Below are 14883 nucleotides of genomic sequence, written 5' to 3' on the forward strand. Positions count from 1 at the left end.
GGGGCCACCGCCCTCGGCCGGGCGGCCCGTGTCGCTGACCGGGCCGCGCGCCACCAGGCGCAGCACGTACAGCAAGCCCACGCCGAACACCGCGAAATAAATGACGACGAACAGGGCAAGCGACAGGCTCATCTGCGCCACGCCGTGGGGCGACACGGCATCCGCCGTGCGCAGCAGTCCCTGCACGACCCACGGCTGGCGCCCCACCTCCGTGGTGAACCAGCCGGCCAGGATGGCCACTAGCCCGGACGCGCCCATCCAGAGCACGAAGCGCAGGAAGGGACGCGAATCGTAGAGCCGCCCGCGCCGGCGCAGGACCAGGCTCCACACGCCGGCAACGATCATCAGAACGCCGAGGCCTACCATCAGCCGGAACGTCCAGAACACCAGGGTGGAATTGGCGCGGTCTTCGGGCGGGTAGTCCTTGAGCGCCGGAATCGGCTCGCTGAGGCTGTGGCGCAGGATCAGGCTGCCCAGGTAGGGCACCTCGACCTTGAAACGGGTTTCCTCGCGCTGCATGTCCGGCCAGCCGATCAGCGCCAAGCCGGAGGGCTCGCCCGGCGTACTTTCCCAGTTGCCCTCGATGGCGGCGATCTTGGCCGGCTGGTGCTCCAGGGTATTGAGGCCGTGAAAGTCGCCTACCAACGCCTGGATCGGGGCGACGATCAGTGCCATCCACATGGCCATGGACAGCATGGTGCGGGTTTCCGGGGTGTTGTTGCCGCGCAACAGGTGCCAGGCGGCCGAGGCGCCGACGAAGAAGGCGGTGGCCAGGAAGGCGGCAATGACCATGTGGGTCAGGCGGTAGGGAAACGAAGGGTTGAAGATCACCGCCAGCCAGTCCACCGGAATCACCCGACCATCGACGATCTCGTGGCCCTGGGGCGTGTGCATCCAGCTGTTGGAAGCCAGGATCCAGAAGGTGGACACCAGCGTGCCCAGCGCCACCATGGCGGTCGAGAAGAAATGCAGCCCCGGCCCGACGCGGTTCCAGCCGAACAGCATCACGCCCAGGAAGCCGGCTTCGAGGAAGAAGGCGGTCAGCACCTCGTAGGTCAGCAGCGGTCCGGTGATGCTGCCGGCGAAGTCGGAAAAGACGCTCCAGTTGGTGCCGAACTGGTAAGCCATGACCAGGCCGGACACCACGCCCATGCCGAAATTCACCGCGAAGATCTTCAGCCAGAAATGATAGAGGTCGCGATAGACGGTCTGTCCGGTCTTCAGCCACAGCGCCTCGAGGACGGTCAGGTAGCTGGCCAGACCGATGGTGATGGCGGGGAACAGGATGTGGAAGGACACGGTGAACGCGAACTGGATTCGCGCGAGCTCTAGTGCATCCAGACCGAACATGCACGACTCCTCGTCAGTGGCCGCACCCGCGTCCGGCCGACTCCCGCACGGGCAGGAGCCGGTCGGCGGGTCACGCCTGGGTAATGCCGGTTATGGTGATGCCGAAGCGTTCAGCCAGGAGCACGGCAGGCCCGCGCAGGTCCTCATCCACTTCACTGGGCTCCTGTTCTTCATAGCGCTGGCGGGCCATCTTCAGGGTGTGGCGCACGGCCTGTTCCATGCTGGGCTTGTTCGGGCTTTCGATTTCCAACGTCGAGGTGTTGTTGTCCTTGTTGTAGGTGATGACCCAACGTGTCATGGCAGATCTCCTTGGTGGATGCACGACAGGATGCCTGACAAGACTAGTTGCTCCCGCCGGACTGTCAGGCCACCGGGTCGGGCGGCGCGCGGTCGGGCAGGGTCGGCTCGCCGGGCTCCCCCGGCTGGTTGGGCAACGGCGGCTTGCCAGGTTCCTCCGGATCGCCCAGGGTCACTGGCGGAAAACGGTTCAGGATCATGACGCCCTCCTCCCGGCATTCGGAACGATGACCGCAGGTCGGATCGGCCTGGCGGGTTCAGCTCAGAGCCTCGCCGGCGCGCGGAATTCCCGGCATGGGGCGAACGGTCCGGGCGAGCCGGCTGGTATCATCGCCCGGTCGCACCCACCGGATACCGTCATGCTGTTCGCCCTGCCCTTGCTCTTCGCCCTGGCGGTCCCGCCCGTCGAGGCTGCTCCGGCGCCCTGGTACGTCTGGGCCAGCCCGTCCAGTGAGCACCGGGTCTGTGCGCAGACCAGTCCGGGCGCAGCCTGGCGCAAGGTCGCCGGACCCTACCGCAACGCCGCCTGTCGCGCGGCGCCCTATCCGACGCGATGAGTCCGCCCATGTCCTACCAGGTCAGCCCCGTCGGCATCCTGCGTTCCTGCTTCCGGGAGAAATTCGCCATTCCGCGCCAGCCCCACCTGGCGCCGGCTGCCCGCGGGGTGCTGGAGCTGCTGCCGCCGTTCGATCAGCCGGAAGCGGTCGATGGCCTGGAACAGGTCAGCCATGTCTGGCTGCTGTTCCTGTTCCATCAGGCACTGGAAGACACGCCGCGCCTGAAGGTGCGACCGCCACGCCTGGGCGGCAACCGCAGCCTCGGCGTGTTCGCCACGCGCGCCACGCACCGCCCCAACGGCATCGGTCAGTCGGTAGTGCGACTGGACAAGGTGGAGCCAGGGCGGTTGTGGCTGTCCGGCATAGACCTGCTGGACGGCACGCCGGTGCTGGACATCAAACCCTACGTACCCTACGCCGACAGCCGGCCCGAAGCGGTGAACGCCATTGCCGCCGACGCGCCCGCCACCATCGAAGTGCGTTGGACGCCCGAAGCGCGCCAGCAGGCCGAATGGCACGGGCAGCGCCTGGCGGAACCGCTGGTGGCGCTGATCGAGCAGTGCCTGGCACAGGACCCCCGCCCCGCCTACCAGCAGCCCCAGCCCGAACGGCGTTACGGCGTGGGCCTGTGGGACGTGCAGGTGCGCTGGCATTACCCGCAACCAGGACTGATCCGGGTGCTCGAGGTGGTACCCACGGCGTAGCGACTACGCTTGGGGGGCAACCCGTTTCCGGAGGATGTCCCCATGCCCGTGCTGCTGCAGATCGACTTTCCCTACCCCGGCCCCTGGGGCGCGAAAATGACCGCCGACTTCCGCCACATGGCGGAGAACATCTCGGTCGAGCCGGGCCTGAAGTGGAAGATATGGACGGAGAGTCGCGAGCTGGGCGAGGCCGGCGGCATCTACCTGTTCGAGACGCTGGATGCGGCGGAGATGTACCTGGAGAAACACCGCGAGCGGCTCGCCGCCGAAGGCTTCGTGAAGATCAACGCCAAGCTGTTCGAGGTGAACGTGGAGCTCTCGGCGCTGGATCGCGCCCCGCTGTAGGCGGGCGTAGCGGCCCTCGGCGAGGGCCGCCGGGTCCGTCACTTCTCGACGAAGGCACGCTCGATCAGGTAGTCGCCGGGCTCGCCCATGCGCGGGGAAACCTGCAGGCCGAAGCTGTCCAGTACCTGGCTGGTTTCCTCGAGCATGCTCGGGCTGCCACAGATCATCGCGCGGTCATCCTGCGGATTGATGGGCGGCAGGCCGATGTCGGCGAACAGCTTGCCACTGCGCATCAGGTCGGTCAGGCGGCCCTGGTTGCGGAACGGCTCGCGGGTCACGGTGGGGTAGTAGATCAGCTTCTCGCGCACGGCATCGCCGAAGTACTCGTTCTCCGGCAGTTGCTGGGTGATGAAGTCTTCGTAGGCCACTTCGCTCACGTAGCGCACGCCGTGCACCAGAATGACCTTCTCGAAACGCTCGTAGGTCTGCGGGTCCTGGATCACGCTCATGAACGGCGCCAGGCCGGTGCCGGTGCTCAGCAGATACAAGTGCTTGCCGGGGCGCAGGTCATCGAGGACCAGGGTGCCGGTCGGCTTCTTGCTGATCATGATGCTGTCGCCTTCCTTCAGATGCTGGAGGCGCGAGGTCAGCGGGCCGTTTTCCACCTTGATGCTGAAGAACTCCAGCTGCTCCTCGTAGTTGGGGCTGGCGATGGAGTAGGCGCGCATCAGCGGGCGGCCCTCCACTTCGAGGCCGATCATCACGAACTGGCCGTTCTCGAAGCGCAACCCGGGGTCCCGGGTGGTCTTGAAGCTGAACAGGGTTTCGTTCCAGTGATGAACACTGAGCACACGCTCGACGTTCAGATTGCTCATGGTCTTCCTCGAAGTGATACCGACAGCCAGGCGGGCAGGAATGCGCGGGATTCTAGCGACGCCGCAAATATCTGTTAAATTGATTATCGAGATAACACTTATTGGTTATATAGATATGCGCTTCACATTGCGGCAAATGGAAGTCTTCGTGGCGGTTGCCCAGCACGAGAGCGTGTCCCGTGCAGCCGAATCGCTGGCCCTGTCCCAGTCGGCGGCCAGCACCTCGCTGACCGAGCTGGAACGCCAGTTCGACTGTCAGCTGTTCGACCGCCTGGGCAAACGCCTGAAACTCAATGCCCTGGGCCACACCCTGCTGCCCCAGGCGGTGGCGCTGCTCTCGCGGGCGCAGGAAATCGAGAGCCTGCTCAACGGCAACACCGGTTTCGGCTCGCTGGAGGTGGGCGCCACCCTGACGGTCGGCAACTACCTGGCCACCCTGCTGCTCGGGCGCTTCCTGCAGCGTCATCCGGAATGCCGCGCGGCCCTGCACGTGCACAACACCGTGCAGATCGTGCAGATGGTCGCCCATTTCGAGCTGGATCTCGGCCTGATCGAGGGCGACTGCCAACACCCGGACCTGGAAGTCACTCCCTGGGTAGAGGACGAGCTGGTGGTGTTCTGCGCCCCCAGCCACCCGCTGGCGCGCCGCGGCCAGGCCACGCTGGAAGACCTGCGCGGCGAGGCGTGGATCCTGCGCGAAAAGGGCTCGGGGACGCGCACCAGCTTCGACCGGGCGCTGCGCCAGCAGCACGGCAATCTGAACGTGCGCCTGGAGCTGGAACATACCGAGGCGATCAAGCGCGCGGTGGAATCCGGGCTGGGCATCGGCTGCATCTCGCGCCTGGCCCTGCGCGATGCCTTCCGGCGCGGAAGCCTGGTGGCGGTGGAGGTGCCGGAGCTGGACCTGCGCCGGCAGTTCTGCTTCGTCTGGCATCGCCAGAAGCACCAGAGCGCGGCGATGCGCGAATTCATCGAGCAGTGCCGAGAGCTGACCGAAGGCGTGGCCCGCAGCGACCTGATTCAGCTGCCGCCGGTCGCCTGAGGCGAGGAGTCGCCGGACTACTGTCCCGGCAGGGTTTCCAGCTGCTGCAGCAACAGCGCCGCCTGGGTGCGGGTACGCACGCCGAGCTTGCGGAAGATGGCGGTGACGTGGGCCTTCACCGTGGCCTCGGAAACGTTGAGCTGGTAGGCGATCTGCTTGTTCAGCAGGCCTTCGCAGACCATGGTCAGCACCCGGAACTGCTGGGGCGTCAGGCTCGCCAGGCCGGCGCTGGCCTCGCGCTCCTCGGCGGAGACGGCCACCGGCTCCTCGCCGAGGTTCGGCCACCACACATCGCCATCAAGGACCGCACGCACGGCTTCCTGGATGGTTTCCAGGGAGCTGGACTTGGGGATGAAGCCGCTGGCGCCGAACTCGCGCGAGCGGGCAACCACAGCGGCCTCCTCCTGCGCGGAAATCATCACCACAGGCACCTGAGGGTATTGGCCGCGGAGCAGCACCAGACCGGAGAAGCCATAGGCGCCGGGCATGTTCAGATCGAGCAGCACCAGATCCCAGTCGGACTTGGCCGAGAGCTGGGCTTCCAGCTCGGCAATGCTGGCCGCCTCCACCAGCCGGGCCTCGCTACCCAGTCCGAGCGAAAGAGCCTGGTGCAGCGCGCTCCTGAACAGCGGGTGATCATCAGCAATGAGAATGTCGTAGGCAGCCACTGCAAGTCCCTATTTTTTATGCTGGTTCGGGCAGGCGGGAAGCATGCCGCCCCCGGGGGGAGTGGTCAAGCGTCACACTTTGCGGCAAAGTTTGCGCCTTTTTTTTCGAGATGTCCGTATGCAATCCAAAGCCCTGCGCGCCGATTTGTTGATGCTGATCACTGCCATGATCTGGGGAACCGCCTTCGTCGCACAGCGCGTGGGCATGGACAACATCGGACCCTTCCTTTTTACCGGCCTGCGCTTCCTGCTGGGGGCGCTGGTGCTGATGCCCCTGCTGCTTCTGCAACGGCGATCGCTCGGCCAGGTCCGGGGGCCGGGTTTCGCACACCGGCCACTGTTGCTGGGCGGTGTGCTGATGGGCCTGGCCCTGACTGTGGGCATCAACCTGCAGCAGGTCGGCCTGCTGTTCACCTCGGTGACCAACTCCGGCTTCATCACCGGGCTGTACGTGATCGTGGTCCCGCTACTCGGCCTGTTCATTGGCCAGCGCGCCGGATTGGGCATCTGGCTGGGCGCGCTGCTGGCCGTGTTCGGCATGTTCCTGCTCAGCGTAGGCGAGGACTTCCAAGTGGCCTCCGGCGACTGGCTGCAACTGGCCGGCGCCTTCGTCTGGGGCGTGCACGTGCTGCTGGTGGGCTTCTTCGCCAGCCGCTACGACCCGCTGCGCCTGTCCATCCTGCAGTTCCTGGTCTGCGCCGTGGTCAGCCTGCTGCTGGCCCTGGCGCTGGAGCCGATCGTCTGGGCATCCATCGTCGCCGCCGCGCCGGCCGTACTGTATGGCGGCTGCTTCGCGGTCGCCGTCGGCTACACCCTGCAGGTGGTGGCGCAGAAGGACGCGATTCCCTCCCACGCGGCCATCATCCTGTCACTGGAGGCGGTGTTCGCCGCCATTGCCGGCTGGCTGTTCCTGGATGAAAGCCTGACCCTCAAGAGCTACCTGGGTGCCGCCATCATGCTGGCCGGCATGCTGCTGGCACAGCTCTGGCCGCACCACAAGCCGCAGCAAGCCATCGCCGGTACGGCCGACGCCCGCTAGCGTTCGCGCAGGCGGCGATGCAACGCATCATCGGGGTTCACCCCCCGGTGATGCTTGGCCGCCAGGTAATGCTCGGTGAACAGCTCGAAGTGGTCGCCCAACGCCTCGGCGGCCGCCGAATCCCCGGACACTTCCAGGCACAGCGCCGCCACCTCGGCGGTGCACAGGTGCTCCGCGCGCGTCGAACGGCGCAGCCGGTAGCGTGACAGCTGCTCCGGCTGCAGGCTGAGCACCGGCAGGTGGTCCAGATACGGGCTCTTGCGGAACATCTTGCGCGCCTCGGTCCAGGTGGCATCCAGCAGGATGAACAGCGGTCGCTTGCCGGGCTGCGGCTCCACCGCCTCGACCACCCTGCCCGGCTCGGCATATTCACCGGGGAACACCACGTAGGGCTGCCACTGGGGATCGGCCAGCAACGCTTCCAGGCGTGCATCCACGTCCACCCGCGACCAGCCGTAGGCAAAGGTGTCCGGCACCACGTCGGCGATCAGCCAGCCGGTGTTGGTCGGCTTGAGCGCCTCGATGTCGTGCATCACCAGACACATGCCGGCCTGGGTCGCTACGTGCGGCGTCCAGGGACAAAGGCAGTATGCGGGGGCGACCCGGCAGCGCGGGCAGCGCTCGATGCGCGAGCCGCGCGCGACGAAGGGTTTCAGGCTGCGCGCCAGGCGCTCGGCGCGCAGTCGGGCTACGGCATGCATGGGTGGGGATCGGCTATCGCTGGGTTCGAAGGGCGCGCAGTCTACCAGATGGTGCCGAACGCCCGTTGTCCGCCCGGGTCGAATGAGCGGGTCCGGTCGAGGAGCTGTGCGATGCCTGTCCTGCTGATGGTTCTGCTGCTGGCCGCGTGGTTGCCTGCCCAGGCCGCCACGCCTGCGGAGGAGCGCCTGATCCGCGATTTGCAGCGCATTGCCCGCGACAGCAACCAGGGCACACCGCGGGTGATCAGTCCGGACATCACCGACCAGGGCTTCACCGTGGACGGGCGCACGCTGATCAACCACCTGAGTGTGCGTCCGGCGCATGCCGAACAGATGCGCCGCAATCCGGCCGCGGTGCGGCGCCAGCTGGCGACCAGTGTCTGCACCAATGCCAACTTCCGCCTGCTGCTGTCCCACGGCGCCGTGCTGCGCTACCAGTTCAGCGAGGACGGCAGCAACTGGCCGGTGGCCAGCGAAAGCTTCATGGCCGAGGATTGCGCCGATCGGCAGGAGGGGCGTTAGCCGCGCGGCCAAAAGGCATCGCGGCTGACCGCTCCTGCAGGTCGTGCATCAGTTCGGGCGCAGCACCTGCGGATCGCCCTTGCCGGCCAGGGTCGCCGCTTCCTCGCTGGTCAGCAGTGCGGTACGCGGCATGTTCAGCACCCGGGCGCAGGAGGCCAGCACGTTGGCCCAGGTGCTGCGGTTGGCGAACAGCATGCCGGGCTCGTCGAAGGTGCCGCCGCGGTTGCGGTAGCCCAGCACGCCGCTCAGGCGGGTGTCCGGGAACAGCGGCCAGAGTACCCCGCGCGCCACTTCCGGGCGCATGTGGGTGAGCAGGATGCGCCGCGGGTGACTTTCCGGGAACAGCTGCTCGAACAGCTCGGCGTCGGCCATGGCCTCCAGTTCCCAGGAATCCCTGGGCGCGCGGAAGCGTCCCGGTTCCTGCAGATAGACCAGCCGATAGGCGCAGTCCGCTTCCTTGAGGCGTTGGCAGGCGCGCAGCATCTCGCCCAACTGGTAGCTGCCATTGGCGATCAGCAGCAGCGGATCGTTGCCGGTAACCTCCTCGACGACGATGGCGCCGTCACGGGCCAACTGCTCGGCCTGGGCGCGACTGAAGTAGGTCGGCCGGTCACGCTTGGGAATGACCATGCAGGCCAGTTGGCCACGCGATTGATAGATGCCGGGCAGCAGCGCCAGGGCGCTGTTGTGGTCGGCCGGGAACAGCACCCGGGACACGTCGCTCATCTCGCCCAGCAGCGCCTCGCAGAAGGTGGTGTCCTGGTGCGATTGCTGGTTCTTGCCGTTTTCCCAGGTGTGCGAGGTGGCCACCACCGGGAAGCCCAGCCAGCCGGCGGGGCGGCCGATTTCCTTCTGCTGGCGCGCATAGATCAGGCTCTGGCGCACCGCGCCAAGCATCTTCACGCAGAACGCCTCGTAGCTGGCCACCAGGTTCAGGCCGCCCTGGTTGGCCAGGCAGGCGGAGACCACGGCTTCCTCGTTGAGGGCGGTGATGATCTTGCCGTCCACCGCCTCCAGCTCGCCTTCCGGCTCGCTGACCCGGTGCTTGAGCGCCTTGAGCACACCGCCCAGGCGGTTGCTGGCCAGCTCGTCCGGGTTGCCGACGCGCGGGCGCAGCTGCGGGTTGGCGGCGGTCAGGTCGACGAAGAAGCGATCCAGCGCGGCCATCGGCGAACAGGTGTCGTCGCGGTAGTGCAATTCGGGGATCGTCGGGGTCGCCGGATGGCGCACTGCCAGGGCGTGGTCGCGCTCCAGCGGGCGCTGGCCACGTGCGGCGAACAGCGCGCGGACCTGGTCCAGCTCGTCGAAGGGCACATGCAGCGGCGCGGCATGCGCGTTGAACAGCGCGCGGGCGGCTTCGTCGCGGGATGGGTTGCCCGGCAACGGCAGGTTGTGGGCCGCGTTGCTGGCCGCGCCGTAGAAACCGAAGCCCTTGGTGGTTTCGGCGATGGCATAGGGAATCGGCAGCGGGTAGCGCAGGATGCCCCGGTTCTTCTCGTCCACGCGGCGCGCCAGGCGCTGCTCCATTTCCCACAGAGTGCAGACGAAGGCGGCCGGGTCGCGGCCGTCCAGGCGCATGGGGTCGAAGCCGCAGCGGCGCAGGTGCTGGACGAAGCCTTCCAGGCCCTCGTGGGTGCCCAGCTCGGTGCGCTGCTCGATGCGCCGGCCGTTGGCGATCATCACCGGCAGGGCGGTGCCGCAGTCCTCGGCGCGCCACCAGCGCGGAATCCAGTCGCTGCCGCGCTGCTCTTCGGCGGCGCCGTCGGAGAGGAAGGTCACCAGCGTCTCGCCCGGCAGCGGCATGTGCGCGTACTGCAGCTCGGCAAAGCCCAGGTAGCCGCCCTCGGCGATGCCGCCGGCAGTGTGCGGGTTGACGTGGCTGCCCAGCGGCACGCCCGGCAGGCCCTCGGGGGTCTGCGCATAGCTGTAGAAGTCGGCAGCCAGACGGCTCATGCCCGCCTCGTCGAAGCTGTAGCGCTCGGCCTGCTCGGGGTGCTGGTTGCCCACCAGCAGGTTTATCGCCTCGATGGCGGCCACGCAGTGGCCCTGGCCCATCATCCAGCCGCGGGTCTGGCCGGTCAGCGCGTTCAGGCCCAGATAGCCGGCATAGGCCGGCACCATGTTCAGCGCGCCGCCGGTATGGCCTTCGGGCTGCGCCTTGAAATCGTCCTCGCCCAGCGGCGTACCGTCCAGGCGCACGCGGCGGGCGTAGGTCATGTGCACCACCAGCCACAGCCCGGCGGCGCTCAGCCGGTCCAGGCCCTGCAGCAGCCGGTATACGCTGGCCAGGTCCGGCTGCAGGCCGGCCTGCACCAGCTGATGGGCCATCCGGAAGGCCGCTGCGCGGGTTTCATCGCTGTGCGTGAAGGGACCATAACCCTCGCTCCAGCGGGCGAATTCCGGCTCGTTCCGGGCATGCTCGGCCAGCTCGGCAGGGCTCGGCAGAAGTTGATGCATGGCAACAGGCTCCGTCATCTCGTCAAGTTCGGTTAGTGTAAGGGGCGCCCGCGCCGGAGGGGCTGACATGTATCAAGACCGCCCGGCCTCGCTCCGCACAGACTGTAACCCTGTAGGCAAGGAATAGGTTCACATCATGGCTCTACTCAGTTTTCTCGGCGCCATCCGGCAGGTCACCGGTTCCTGCTACCTGCTGGAAACCCACGAAGGCAAGCGTGTCCTGCTTGAGTGCGGCATGCACCAGGGCAGGCGCGAGGAGGAAAGCAACAACCGGCGAGCCTTTCCCTTTCGTCCGAAAGACATCGACGCGGTGGTGATTTCCCACGCCCATATCGACCATAGCGGACTGCTGCCGCGCCTGACCAAGGAAGGCTATCGCGGCCCGATCTTCGCCACCGAGGCCAGCTGCGCGCTGCTTGAGCTGATGCTGCACGATGCCGCGCACCTGCAGGAAAAGGACGCCGAGTGGGAGAACAAGTGGCGCGCCCGGCGCGGCCAGAAGCCCATCGCCCCGCTGTACACCGGCGATGACGCCGACCAGGTGCTGCGCCAGTGCCGACCGCTGAGCTACCAGCAGAGCGAGGAGGTGGTGCCCGGCGTGCGCCTGACCTTTCACGACGCCGGCCACATCCTCGGCTCGGCCATCGTCCAGCTGGATGTCAACGACCTGGGCCGCACTCGGCGCCTGGTGTTCTCCGGCGACCTGGGCAACGACTGCACGCCGCTGATGCGCAGCCCGGCGGTTCTCGAACAGGCCGACGTGCTGCTGATGGAGTCCACCTACGGCGACCGCGACCACCGCTGCAGCGACGACACGCTCGAAGAATTTCTCGGCGTCCTGCAACAGGCCCACAAGGATGGCGGCAACGTGCTGATCCCGGCCTTCGCCATCGGCCGCACCCAGGACCTGATCTACCACCTGGGGCGCTTCTACCACGAAGGCCGCCTGCCGCAGCAGGCGGTGTTCCTCGACAGCCCGATGGCGATCCGCGCCAACGCCATCTACAGTCGCTACCTCGAACAGCTCGACCCCGTAGAACTGGAGCGCCTGCGTGGCATGGGCGTGCACAAGGTCGCCGATCTGCTGCCGATCCTGCGCTCGACGGCCACGCCCGAGGAGTCCATGGCCATCAACCGAGTGACCAGCGGCGCGATCATCATCGCCGGCAGCGGCATGTGCAACGGCGGACGCATCCTGCACCACTTCAAGCACAACCTCTGGCGCCCGGAATGCCACGTGGTGTTCACCGGCTTCCAGGCGCGCGGCACCCTGGGTCGCGCCATCGTCGACGGCGCCGACCGCGTGCGCCTGCTGCACCAGCAAATCATGGTCAAGGCCAAGGTACACACCCTGGGCGGCTTCTCCGCCCACGCCGGCCAGTCGCAACTGCTGAACTGGGCCAGCCATTTCAGCCAGCGGCCGGAACTGCACCTGGTGCACGGCGAGCTGGAAAAGATGCTGGCCCTACAGGGCGCGCTGCGTCATCGCCTGGGCTGGGAGGCCAGCATTCCCGAACCCGGCGACCGCATCGCCCTTTAACGGCCCCACCCGAATTCGCAACGGAGAGTTTCAATGGCTTTCGAATCGGACGATTACCTGTCCCGCCCGTTCCGCGCCAGCGGCATCGACCTGAGTGCCAAGGTGGATGAACTGACCCGCCTGATCGTGCCCGAGTCCAGTCCCAACCTGGAGCTGTACAAGGGCATGCTCACCACCGTGATGCGCATGGCGCAGGCCGACCGCAACCGCTGGGACGCCAAGATCATGGCCCAGACGCTGCGCGAGCTGGAGCGCTCGTTCAGCGTGCTGGACAAGTTCAAGCGACGCCGCAAGGTCACCGTGTTCGGCTCGGCGCGCACGCCGGTCGACCACCCGCTGTACGCCCTGGCGGTGAAGCTGGGCGAGCTGCTGGCCAAGCGCGACCTGATGGTGATCACCGGCGCCGGCGGCGGCATCATGGCCGCTGCCCATGAGGGCGCCGGGCTGGAAAACAGCATTGGCCTGAACATCACCCTGCCCTTCGAACAGCACGCCAACGCTACGGTGGATGGCACCGACAACCTGCTGTCGTTCCACTTCTTCTTCACCCGCAAGCTGTTCTTCGTCAAGGAAGCCGATGCACTGGTGCTCTGCCCCGGCGGCTTCGGCACCCTGGACGAGGCGCTGGAGGTGCTCACGCTGATCCAGACCGGCAAGAGCCCGTTGGTGCCGGTGATCCTGCTCGACGAGCCGGGCGGTACCTACTGGCAGGACGCCATGGGCTTCATGCAGCGCCAGCTGCTGGGGCATCGCTACATCCTGCCCAGCGACATGCACCTGATGCGCCTGGTGCACAGTGCCGAGGACGCGGTGGAGGAAATCGCCCGTTTCTACGGCAACTACCATTCCAGCCGCTGGCTCAAGGGGCAGTACATCCTGCGCATGAACCACGCCCTGAGCGACGCGGCGCTGGGCCGCCTGCACGAGGAGTTCGCCGACCTGTGCCTGAGCGGCGGCTTCGAACAGCAGGACGGTTGCCAGACCGACGAGGACGACGCCGAGCTGTGCCGCCTGCCGCGCCTGGTGTTCACCTTCAACGCCCGCGACCACGGCCGCCTGCGCGAGCTGCTGGATGTGGTCAACGACAAGGCGAACTGGGCCTGACGGCAGGCCCTCGCTCCCACAGGAACAGAACCGGCACCTTGTGGGAGCGAATTCATTCGCGAGCTTCTGGGCGACTAATCCCCCAGCCGCCACCCCGACGTGATCGGGTAACGCCGGTCACGGCCGAAGCCGCGCTGGGTGATGCGCGGGCCGACGGCGGCCTGGCGGCGCTTGTACTCGTTGAGGTCGACCAGGCGCAGCACGCGCCGCACCGTGTCGGCGTCGAAGCCCTCGGCGATGATGGCGTTGGCCGACAGGTCGTACTCGATGTACAGCTTGAGGATCTCGTCGAGCACCGGATAGGGCGGCAGCGAATCCTCGTCCTTCTGCCCGGGCGCGAGCTCCGCTGACGGCGGCCGGTCGATGACCCGCTGCGGGATGATCTCGCCCTGCCCCAGACTGTTGCGGTACTCGCACAGGCGGAACACCAGGGTCTTGGGCACGTCCTTGAGCACATCGAAACCGCCGGCCATGTCGCCGTACAGCGTGCAGTAACCGACCGCCACCTCGCTCTTGTTGCCGGTGGTCAGCACCAGGCTGCCCTTCTTGTTGGAGATCGCCATCAGCAGCGTGCCGCGACAACGCGCCTGCAGGTTCTCCTCGGTGGTGTCGCGACCCAGCCCGGCAAACACGGGTGCCAGGCCAGCCATGAAGGCCTCGACCATCGGCGCGATGGGCAGCACGCGATAGGTGACGCCCAGGGTGCGCGCCTGCTGTTCGGCGTCCTCCAGGCTCATCTGCGCGGTGTAGTGGTAGGGCATCATCACCGCCTCGACCCGCTCGGCGCCCAGCGCGTCCACGGCCACCGCCAGGGTCAGCGCCGAGTCGATGCCGCCCGACAGCCCCAGCACCACGCCCTTGAAACCGTTCTTGGCCACGTAGTCGCGCACGCCGACCACCAGTGCCTGGTAGACGCTGGCCTCCAGCTCCGGCAGCGGCGCCGGATGGCTCTGGTGCACCGCCACGCCGGTGCCGTCCCAGCGCAGGTCCGCCGGGAACAGGCATTCCTCGTACATCTGCGCGCGCTGGCAGACGCGACCATCGGCATCCACCACGCAGCTGCCGCCATCGAACACCAGCTCGTCCTGGCCACCCACCTGGTTCACATAGACCACCGGCATGCCACCCTCGCGGGCGCGCTGGGCGAGGATCTCCTCGCGCTCGCGCTGCTTGTCGAGGTGGAACGGCGAGGCGTTCAGGCTGAGCATCAGCTGCGCGCCGGCCTCGCGCGCCTGGGCCATCGGCCCGGGGAACCAGATGTCCTCGCAGATGCTGATGGCCACCGGCACGCCCTTGATGTCCACCACGCAGGCCTCGTGGCCCGGCTCGAAATAGCGCTTCTCGTCGAACACCCGGTAGTTGGGCAACTGCTGCTTGTAGTAGGTGGCCAGCAGCTCGCCGTCGGCGATCACCGCCGCCGCGTTGTAGCGCTTGTCGTCTTCCAGCCAGGGATAACCGACCACCAGGTAGATGCCGCGCACCTCGTCGCGCAGGCGGCGCAGGCCCGCCTCGATGCGCAGCTGCATGCTCGAGCGCAGCAGCAGATCCTCCGGCGGATAGCCGCACAGCGCCAGCTCGGGAAACAGGATGACGTCCGCCTGACGCTGGTCGCGGGCGCTGATCGCCGCCTCGATGATGCGTTCGACATTGCCGTGGATATCACCCACGCGCAGGTTCAGCTGGGCCATCACGACCCGCAGGGTTTGGCTCATGGCCGTCTCCATCCAAAGATCCCGGCACCG

The 14883-nt window shown here is 67.1% G+C and carries 16 protein-coding genes; 8 read left to right on the forward strand and 8 right to left on the reverse strand.

The window, feature by feature from the left end; all coding sequences use genetic code 11:
• From AS93_RS0107415 to AS93_RS21070, 3 genes are all read right to left on the reverse strand, one after another.
• Nucleotides 1-1350 (reverse strand): cytochrome ubiquinol oxidase subunit I (locus AS93_RS0107415; protein ID WP_027590030.1); only part of this gene is annotated, 1350 nt, incomplete at its 3' end.
• Between the two features lie 70 nt (nt 1351-1420).
• A complete protein-coding gene (locus AS93_RS0107420; RefSeq protein WP_027590031.1) occupies nt 1421-1648 on the reverse strand; it encodes a hypothetical protein in 228 nt (75 codons plus the stop codon).
• Between the two features lie 64 nt (nt 1649-1712).
• On the reverse strand, nt 1713-1847 hold the full coding sequence (locus AS93_RS21070; protein WP_256214718.1) for a hypothetical protein: 135 nt from the start codon (nt 1845-1847) through the stop codon (nt 1713-1715).
• Between the two features lie 27 nt (nt 1848-1874).
• Here AS93_RS21070 and AS93_RS21075 point away from each other — a divergent pair, with 27 nt between their 5' ends.
• From AS93_RS21075 to AS93_RS0107440, 3 genes are read left to right on the forward strand one after another with little or no spacing between them, the layout of a single operon-like run.
• Nucleotides 1875-2204, forward strand: coding sequence for a hypothetical protein (locus tag AS93_RS21075; RefSeq protein WP_256214719.1), 330 nt, complete (start codon nt 1875-1877; stop codon nt 2202-2204).
• A gap of 8 nt (nt 2205-2212) precedes the next feature.
• Complete coding sequence (gene tsaA, locus AS93_RS0107435) at nt 2213-2908, forward strand: tRNA (N6-threonylcarbamoyladenosine(37)-N6)-methyltransferase TrmO (RefSeq protein ID WP_027590033.1); 696 nt, start codon at nt 2213-2215, stop codon at nt 2906-2908.
• Between the two features lie 42 nt (nt 2909-2950).
• Nucleotides 2951-3253, forward strand: coding sequence for a monooxygenase (locus AS93_RS0107440; RefSeq protein ID WP_027590034.1), 303 nt, complete (start codon nt 2951-2953; stop codon nt 3251-3253).
• Nucleotides 3254-3291: 38 nt separating this feature from the next.
• Here the strand turns inward: AS93_RS0107440 and fpr are convergent, their stop codons facing one another.
• The gene (gene fpr / locus AS93_RS0107445) at nt 3292-4068 is read right to left on the reverse strand and encodes a ferredoxin-NADP reductase (RefSeq protein WP_027590035.1); all 777 of its coding nucleotides are present in this window, start codon (nt 4066-4068) and stop codon (nt 3292-3294) included.
• A 115-nt stretch (nt 4069-4183) separates the two neighbouring features.
• Between fpr and AS93_RS0107450 the strand changes: the two genes are divergently transcribed.
• Nucleotides 4184-5110, forward strand: a complete 927-nt coding sequence (locus AS93_RS0107450; protein ID WP_027590036.1) for a LysR family transcriptional regulator — start codon at nt 4184-4186, stop codon at nt 5108-5110.
• Nucleotides 5111-5127: 17 nt separating this feature from the next.
• Here the strand turns inward: AS93_RS0107450 and erdR are convergent, their stop codons facing one another.
• A complete protein-coding gene (erdR, locus tag AS93_RS0107455; RefSeq protein WP_027590037.1) occupies nt 5128-5778 on the reverse strand; it encodes a response regulator transcription factor ErdR in 651 nt (216 codons plus the stop codon).
• Nucleotides 5779-5896: 118 nt separating this feature from the next.
• Here erdR and AS93_RS0107460 point away from each other — a divergent pair, with 118 nt between their 5' ends.
• Nucleotides 5897-6817, forward strand: a complete 921-nt coding sequence (locus AS93_RS0107460; protein ID WP_027590038.1) for a DMT family transporter — start codon at nt 5897-5899, stop codon at nt 6815-6817.
• Here AS93_RS0107460 and AS93_RS0107465 read toward each other — a convergent pair.
• On the reverse strand, nt 6814-7518 hold the full coding sequence (locus AS93_RS0107465) for a tRNA-uridine aminocarboxypropyltransferase (RefSeq protein WP_027590039.1): 705 nt from the start codon (nt 7516-7518) through the stop codon (nt 6814-6816). The two genes, AS93_RS0107460 and AS93_RS0107465, sit on opposite strands and share 4 nt — an antisense overlap.
• Before the next feature lie 111 nt (nt 7519-7629).
• On the opposite strand from AS93_RS0107465, the gene AS93_RS0107470 reads away from it, so the two are divergent.
• The gene (locus tag AS93_RS0107470) at nt 7630-8040 is read left to right on the forward strand and encodes a PA3611 family quorum-sensing-regulated virulence factor (protein WP_027590040.1); all 411 of its coding nucleotides are present in this window, start codon (nt 7630-7632) and stop codon (nt 8038-8040) included.
• Between the two features lie 48 nt (nt 8041-8088).
• On the opposite strand, the gene AS93_RS0107475 is transcribed toward AS93_RS0107470, so the two are convergent.
• Complete coding sequence (locus AS93_RS0107475) at nt 8089-10497, reverse strand: xylulose 5-phosphate 3-epimerase (RefSeq protein ID WP_027590041.1); 2409 nt, start codon at nt 10495-10497, stop codon at nt 8089-8091.
• A gap of 136 nt (nt 10498-10633) precedes the next feature.
• Here AS93_RS0107475 and AS93_RS0107480 point away from each other — a divergent pair, with 136 nt between their 5' ends.
• Together AS93_RS0107480 and AS93_RS0107485 are read left to right on the forward strand one after the other, a co-directional pair.
• Nucleotides 10634-12037: an MBL fold metallo-hydrolase gene (locus AS93_RS0107480; RefSeq protein ID WP_027590042.1), complete on the forward strand. Its 1404-nt coding sequence runs from the start codon at nt 10634-10636 to the stop codon at nt 12035-12037.
• Between the two features lie 33 nt (nt 12038-12070).
• Nucleotides 12071-13141 carry an LOG family protein gene (locus AS93_RS0107485; protein WP_027590043.1) on the forward strand — a complete coding sequence of 357 codons (1071 nt, stop codon included), beginning with the start codon at nt 12071-12073 and terminating at the stop codon, nt 13139-13141.
• A gap of 74 nt (nt 13142-13215) precedes the next feature.
• On the opposite strand, the gene AS93_RS0107490 is transcribed toward AS93_RS0107485, so the two are convergent.
• Nucleotides 13216-14853 (reverse strand): NAD+ synthase, encoded by a 1638-nt coding sequence (locus tag AS93_RS0107490; protein ID WP_027590044.1) that lies wholly within the window; start codon nt 14851-14853, stop codon nt 13216-13218.
• Between the last annotated feature and the right edge of the window lie 30 nt (nt 14854-14883).

Origin of the sequence: Pseudomonas sp. RL (genome assembly GCF_000647775.1) — a bacterium.
Classification (GTDB): domain Bacteria; phylum Pseudomonadota; class Gammaproteobacteria; order Pseudomonadales; family Pseudomonadaceae; genus Serpens; species Serpens flexibilis.

Excerpts from the sequence above, each read along its gene's own strand:
- AS93_RS0107420 (WP_027590031.1), bottom strand. The coding sequence starts at position 1,648 with ATGACACGTTGGGTCATCACCTACAACAAGGACAACAACACCTCGACG.
- AS93_RS21070 (WP_256214718.1), bottom strand. The coding sequence starts at position 1,847 with ATGATCCTGAACCGTTTTCCGCCAGTGACCCTGGGCGATCCGGAGGAA.
- AS93_RS21075 (WP_256214719.1), top strand. The coding sequence starts at position 1,875 with ATGACCGCAGGTCGGATCGGCCTGGCGGGTTCAGCTCAGAGCCTCGCC.
- tsaA (WP_027590033.1), top strand. The coding sequence starts at position 2,213 with ATGTCCTACCAGGTCAGCCCCGTCGGCATCCTGCGTTCCTGCTTCCGG.
- AS93_RS0107440 (WP_027590034.1), top strand. The coding sequence starts at position 2,951 with ATGCCCGTGCTGCTGCAGATCGACTTTCCCTACCCCGGCCCCTGGGGC.
- fpr (WP_027590035.1), bottom strand. The coding sequence starts at position 4,068 with ATGAGCAATCTGAACGTCGAGCGTGTGCTCAGTGTTCATCACTGGAAC.
- AS93_RS0107450 (WP_027590036.1), top strand. The coding sequence starts at position 4,184 with ATGCGCTTCACATTGCGGCAAATGGAAGTCTTCGTGGCGGTTGCCCAG.
- AS93_RS0107460 (WP_027590038.1), top strand. The coding sequence starts at position 5,897 with ATGCAATCCAAAGCCCTGCGCGCCGATTTGTTGATGCTGATCACTGCC.
- AS93_RS0107465 (WP_027590039.1), bottom strand. The coding sequence starts at position 7,518 with ATGCATGCCGTAGCCCGACTGCGCGCCGAGCGCCTGGCGCGCAGCCTG.
- AS93_RS0107470 (WP_027590040.1), top strand. The coding sequence starts at position 7,630 with ATGCCTGTCCTGCTGATGGTTCTGCTGCTGGCCGCGTGGTTGCCTGCC.
- AS93_RS0107475 (WP_027590041.1), bottom strand. The coding sequence starts at position 10,497 with ATGCATCAACTTCTGCCGAGCCCTGCCGAGCTGGCCGAGCATGCCCGG.
- AS93_RS0107480 (WP_027590042.1), top strand. The coding sequence starts at position 10,634 with ATGGCTCTACTCAGTTTTCTCGGCGCCATCCGGCAGGTCACCGGTTCC.
- AS93_RS0107485 (WP_027590043.1), top strand. The coding sequence starts at position 12,071 with ATGGCTTTCGAATCGGACGATTACCTGTCCCGCCCGTTCCGCGCCAGC.
- AS93_RS0107490 (WP_027590044.1), bottom strand. The coding sequence starts at position 14,853 with ATGAGCCAAACCCTGCGGGTCGTGATGGCCCAGCTGAACCTGCGCGTG.